Origin of the sequence: Erythrobacter sp., from assembly GCF_038133525.1 — a bacterium.
GTDB lineage: Bacteria > Pseudomonadota > Alphaproteobacteria > Sphingomonadales > Sphingomonadaceae > Qipengyuania.
The window spans coordinates 15,236-21,224 of record NZ_JAYPTL010000056.1; the positions used below are offsets into that span (position 1 = coordinate 15,236).

Consider the following 5,989-nt stretch of genomic DNA (forward strand, 5'->3'; position numbering starts at 1 on the left):
TCGCAGGACATCGTGGTCGTCCCACAATCGCATGCGAACTTTGTTGCCCAGGTGTCCAAGGACCTCGACCGGCAACTCGCACGCATCCATTTCGATCCGCGTGAAGATGCAACGGGCATAGCCAAGGTGCGTTTCCAGGCTTCGCCCGATGGTCGGGCTACCCAGGTCGAGATCTATCAGCGGTCAGGAAGCGGACAGCTCGATTCTGCGGCACGGAGGGCCGTGCGCGGCCTGACCAATCTTACGCCTCTGCCCTACGGCAGTGAAGACGGGCAGGTGATTCAGGCCAACATTGTCGTGGCGGGGAGCCGGCAGGAGATGCAACGACTGACCAGCAGGCTGTCGCGCGAAGAAGCAGCACGGATCGCCAGGTCCCCCCAAGAGCGAGCGGTTCTCGCCCTTACCCTGGCACCGCGCCCGGTCTCCTGAGCTGAACGAGGTTCAGGAGCCGTCTCGGCGTGGAGGCGGCGTCTTTCTGCGGGGATGCCGCCTCGCGCCGGGATCGCTAGGTCAGTTCGTTTGGCGGCAGGCCCGGTTTGCGACCTTCCCCAACAAGTGCCGGATTCGAAAATTGCGCTCTGGGATTCGATGGATTCACAAGTCTGCAGTTTCATTTTTGCCCGCAAAATTTTTTTCACGGATTCATTTTCCGGCTTGCGCAGCGCGCCAGCCCAGCTTTTCCCACGCGTCGCTGCGTCGTAGCTCAATAACACACCCGATCAGATAGGCCCCTTGGCGCATTAAATCTTTATTGACCCTCTTGCGTGTGAGTCCCGCCTGATTCAGTATCTAGTGGTCGGGTTGCCGGGGATACCCACAAGACCTAGCTTTTTGAGCGCCCATCCCCATATGGGATGCGCGCCGATGATGCGCCGGGCTGTGGGAAAGAACGGGATAAGTTTTCGCCCCCGAAGACACGAAAATTGCTAGGCGGGAGGGACGCCCGCCGACTCGAACACAAGCGGAACGCGTGACGCGAGTCACACCTTTCGTCAGGGGCATCAACGGCGGGGCAAACGATGGATTTCAAAAGCGGGGATGAAGCGGCGATGGCACTGGATCTGGATATGCAGGACACCGCCGAAACAACAACAACACCGGCTAAGAAACAGCCCGAAAAGGCAATGACGATGGAAAAGGGCGACAAGGGGTCCGACGCACTGGTGGCTGAGGCGGCGGGTCAAGCCATGGCGGGCGCCATGGCCGAGATGGCCAAGGCTGCGGCGGCACCCAACGACGACAGCAAGAAGATCCTCGATCGCCGCTTCAACGTGGTGACCGATGCCGCGCGCGATGCGAACCTGACCGATTTCGGCAAGGAAACGCTGACCGACCGCTACTTGTTGCCCGGCGAAGACTATCAGGACCTTTTCGCGCGCGTCGCCGATGCTTTCGCCGATGACGAGGGCCATGCACAGCGGCTCTACGACTATATCTCCAACCTGTGGTTCATGCCCGCAACCCCCGTTCTCTCGAACGGCGGCACCACGCGCGGACTGCCGATTTCCTGCTACCTCAATTCGGTCAGCGACAGCCTCGACGGGATCGTAAACACCTGGAACGAGAATGTCTGGCTCGCCTCGAAGGGTGGCGGAATCGGCACCTATTGGGGCAATGTCCGCGGTATTGGTGAGCCGGTCGGCCTGAACGGCAAGACCAGCGGCATCATTCCCTTCGTGCGCGTGATGGACAGCCTGACGCTGGCGATCTCGCAGGGCAGCCTGCGCCGCGGCTCGGCCGCCTGCTACATCGATATCTCGCATCCGGAGATCGAGGAGTTCCTTGAAATCCGCAAGCCTTCGGGCGACTTCAACCGCAAGGCGCTCAACCTGCATCATGGCGTGCTCGTTACCGACGCGTTCATGGAAGCAGTGCGCGCTGGTGCTGAATTCGATCTCGTCAGTCCGCGCGACGGATCGGTGCGCAAGACCATCGATGCGCGCTCGCTGTTCCAGAAGCTGGTCGAAACCCGCCTTGCGACGGGCGAACCCTATATCGTCTTCTCCGACACGGTGAACCGGATGATGCCCAAGCATCACCGTGAGCTGGGCCTCAAGGTTTCGACTTCGAACCTGTGCGCAGAGATCACCCTGCCGACCGGGATCGACCACCTGGGCAATGATCGTACCGCGGTTTGCTGCCTGTCTTCGCTCAACCTCGAGAAGTGGGACGAGTGGAATAGCGACAAGCGCTTCATCGAGGACGTCATGCGCTTCCTCGACAATGTCCTGCAGGATTATATCGATCGCGCACCGGACGAGATGGCCCGCGCCAAGTATTCGGCGATGCGCGAACGCAGCGTCGGCATGGGCGTGATGGGTTTCCACTCCTTCCTCCAATCCAAGGGAATCGGTTTCGAAAGCCCAATGGCGAAGGTGTGGAACCTCAAGATGTTCAAGCACATCAGCGCCAAGGCTGAAGAAGCCTCGCTGGTGCTGGCGCAGGAACGCGGGCCCTGCCCGGACGCCGCCGAAACCGGCGCGATGGAGCGCTTCAGCTGCAAGATGGCGATCGCCCCCACGGCATCGATCAGCATTATCTGCGGTGGTACCAGCGCCTGCATCGAACCGATCCCGGCGAATATCTATACGCACAAGACCCTGTCGGGCAGCTTCATCGTGAAGAACCCGTACCTCGAGAAACTGCTCGACAAGAAGAGCAAGAACTCGGTCGCGGTGTGGAACACGATCCTGGAGAAGGGCGGTTCGGTCCAGCATCTCGATTTCCTCACGGTCGAGGAAAAGGCGACCTTCAAGACCAGCTTCGAAATCGACCAGCGCTGGCTGCTCGAATTCGCCTCCGACCGTGCGCCCTATATCGATCAGGCGCAGTCGCTGAACCTGTTCATCCCGGCTGACGTCGACAAGTGGGACCTGATGATGCTGCACTTCCAGGCATGGGAGAAGGGCATCAAGTCGCTCTATTACCTGCGCTCGAAGAGTGTGCAGCGCGCGGGCTTTGCCGGCGGCGTGGAGGCGGACAATACCGCTGATGCCGCCAAGTACGAACTTAGCGCCGGTGGCGAACAGACCGACTATGAGGAATGCCTCGCCTGTCAGTAGGCCCTTTCGGCAAGTATATTGAGATCGAATCCCGGCGCCGCCACTGCGGCCCGGGGTTCTTGCATACTGGGCACGCGATTCAACGGACGGTCGTCACGACCGTCTCTCGCCCAAAGCTAGCCCAGCTCTTCCACACTGGAATATGCCAGCTCGACGCGATTGCGGCCGCGTTGCTTGGCTCGATAAAGCGCCTCGTCAGCCCGCGCGATCAGGTCGTAGAGCGGCTGGCTCCGGTTCGTGCGGGCCACGCCGATGCTGGCGGTGATCTGGCTAACCTGTCCCGGACCGGTCGGTATCGCTAGTCCGGACAGCGCTTCACGCAGCAACTCGGCCAGCGTCGCACCATCGCAACTCTCGCTTTCCTTTAGCAGGGCGATGAACTCTTCTCCACCAAAACGGGCCACATGGCCACCATGGCGGGCAAGGCACCGTTCAAGCTCGCGAGCGACCTCGACCAGGCAACGATCGCCGGCCTGGTGGCCATACCGATCGTTGAATTCCTTGAAGTGGTCCAAGTCGATCATCATTAGCGCCGTCACACCGTTGTCGTGCGTGGCACGGAGTTCCTCGAACACCCGTTCGAAGTTGCGCCTGTTGGCCAGGCCGGTGAGCGGGTCACTCTCGGACAGTTCGCGCAGCAGGTCGTTGCGGCGTTCCAGCTCCTCGCGCACGAAGCGGTCGCGCAATGAGCGCAGGAATTCGCGTGCCTCGAGCTGCCACAGCCGCCGCATCAACAACATTGTCCCGCCGCCGCCCAGCAGCATCAGCACCATGTGTTGCAGCAGCATCTCTGGGGGAATTGCCGCCGGCACCATCCCGGCGATGGAGGTGGCCAGCGCAAACAGGAGCGTGTGCCGCAGCTTCTCAGCCACGGAGAAGGGCAGGGCGTGCAAGGACAGGACCAGCAGCAGGACCGTCGCCATGCTGAAACGCGCGATGACATCGCTGCCCGCATGGGCGGAAAGCCAGATTGCACTGGCCGCGAACAGCGCCAGCGTCGCTGACGCAACCGCCTTTGTCTGCTGCAACATGCCGCGCCGCAGCAGTGCCAGCCCGGCCAAATTGAGCGGGATGATAGTCGCCGCGCGCAACAGCAGGGCATCAAGTGCCATATGCGGAATCGCCAGCAGGTCGACCAGAGTGGCGCCAATCGCGATGGCAGAGCCGAGCTTGAGCTGGAATGCCAGTTCACGCTCTACCCGGCGCCTGCGCTGGGAATCCCAGGCCGAACGCAATGGGCCCGGCCAGTCGCGCAGCCGTCCGGGCGCGGCAATTGCCGCGTCAACCATCTGCGGCAACCTGCCGTCGGTAAGGCCAAAGGCACTATCCATGGCCCCGACTTAGAACGTCGCGAGTTAACGCGCGGATTGGGGGGCTGGTTAGGGCGGTATTGCGCGCTATGCTGACTAAATCCCTAACGCGCGATTCAGGACATCTGAAAACCCTGTTTGCGACACTTTCTGTGGTGCTGCTCCAGCCCGCGACATTTCGCGATAGCAAGCCGCTTGCGCTGCGCAGTGGCTCGTGTATCTGCGACTGCAAATCACTCGCAATAAAGGATATCGGAATGCGCAAGTGGCACCGCTGGTTGTCGCTCTTCTTCGGGGTTTTCATGCTCTTCATCGCGGCAACCGGCCTGCTCAGCCATTGGGCGGCGCTGTGGCCCGAAAATGGTGCCTTCGTGCCCGAGGCGCAGGCTCATGGTGAAGCCGAAGCCGCAACGGCCAGCCCCGAACAGGTCGCCGTGCCGGCCGAACCGGAATTCGTCTGCCCCGAAGGCTGGCGCTGTTCGCCTCCGCGCCCGACCACCGGTCCGCGCGCATGGGTCGGCTTCTTCCACCACCTCCATTCGGGCGAGGAGTTCGGCAACGCCGGCGTCGCTATCTCGATCCTGTCGGGTTTCGCGCTGCTGTTCTTCTCACTCTCGGGAATCTGGATGTACGTTCGCATGTGGGCCGACCGCCGCCGCCGCGGGGCAAAGGACCGCTGGTTCTGGAAGTGATTTTTGCAGGCGCCCGGGGCGATCCCTCGGGCGTCTGAACGATTGCACCCATAGATTTGACGCCCCACCCCCCTTGCGAGGGGCAGGGCGCCGGGGTTCGCGGACCAGGCCCGCAAAGAGGGGAAACCGGCCCTGGCCGCTGTTCCCCGGGAACCCGCGCGCCGGAAGGGTGAGGGAGGATCCCCGCCGTCGCGTCGTTCGGATAACGGATGGGCGTGGCGCGCGTTCCCCGGAGGGTCGCAATTGCGCCGCTGTTTGAGGGCATCTTATCCCCGCCGAATCGTTAGGCCTTGCCTTCGATTCCGGACCATGATTCCCTATATGAGTCGTTCGGTCCGAACACGTGGAGATACAAGATGTCGTTGCTGGAAGCCCGCAAGACCTACAAGCCCTTCGAATACCCCTGGGCCTATGAGTTCTGGAAGCGCCAGCAGCAGATCCACTGGATGCCCGAAGAGGTGCCGCTGGGCGAAGACTGCCGCGACTGGGCGCAGAAGATCACTGATCACGAAAAGAACCTGCTCACGCAGATCTTCCGCTTCTTCACCCAGGCCGATGTCGAGGTGCAGGATTGCTATCACGACAAATACGGCCGCGTGTTCAAACCGACCGAAATCAAGATGATGCTGACCGCCTTCTCCAATATGGAGACGGTGCATATCGCCGCCTATTCGCACCTGCTCGACACGATCGGCATGCCCGAAGCCGAATATTCGGCCTTCCTCGAATATGAGGAAATGAAGGACAAGCACGACTTCCTGCAGCAGTTCGGGGTCGATACCGACGAGGACATCGCGCGCACGCTGGCGGCGTTCGGCGGCTTCACCGAAGGCATGCAGCTGTTCGCCAGCTTCGCCATGCTGATGAACTTCCCGCGCTTCAACAAGATGAAGGGCATGGGCCAGATCGTCAGCTGGTCGGTGCG

Annotated in this window: 5 protein-coding genes; 4 read left to right on the forward strand and 1 reads right to left on the reverse strand. The window is 61.6% G+C overall.

Annotation, left to right across the window (positions count from 1 at the left end):
• Together AAFM29_RS13635 and AAFM29_RS13640 are read left to right on the forward strand one after the other, a co-directional pair.
• The coding region (locus AAFM29_RS13635) for a TonB family protein (protein WP_341713336.1) at positions 1-429 on the forward strand (429 nt) is incomplete at its 5' end.
• Between the two features lie 590 nt (positions 430-1,019).
• Positions 1,020-3,062, forward strand: coding sequence for a ribonucleoside-diphosphate reductase subunit alpha (locus AAFM29_RS13640; protein ID WP_371830751.1), 2,043 nt, complete (start codon positions 1,020-1,022; stop codon positions 3,060-3,062).
• A 116-nt stretch (positions 3,063-3,178) separates the two neighbouring features.
• Here the strand turns inward: AAFM29_RS13640 and AAFM29_RS13645 are convergent, their stop codons facing one another.
• A complete protein-coding gene (locus AAFM29_RS13645) occupies positions 3,179-4,393 on the reverse strand; it encodes a GGDEF domain-containing protein (RefSeq protein WP_341713337.1) in 1,215 nt (404 codons plus the stop codon).
• A gap of 236 nt (positions 4,394-4,629) precedes the next feature.
• Here AAFM29_RS13645 and AAFM29_RS13650 point away from each other — a divergent pair, with 236 nt between their 5' ends.
• Positions 4,630-5,064 (forward strand): PepSY-associated TM helix domain-containing protein, encoded by a 435-nt coding sequence (locus tag AAFM29_RS13650; RefSeq protein WP_341713338.1) that lies wholly within the window; start codon positions 4,630-4,632, stop codon positions 5,062-5,064.
• A gap of 356 nt (positions 5,065-5,420) precedes the next feature.
• A partial coding sequence (locus AAFM29_RS13655; RefSeq protein ID WP_341713339.1) for a ribonucleotide-diphosphate reductase subunit beta occupies positions 5,421-5,989 on the forward strand: 569 nt, incomplete at its 3' end.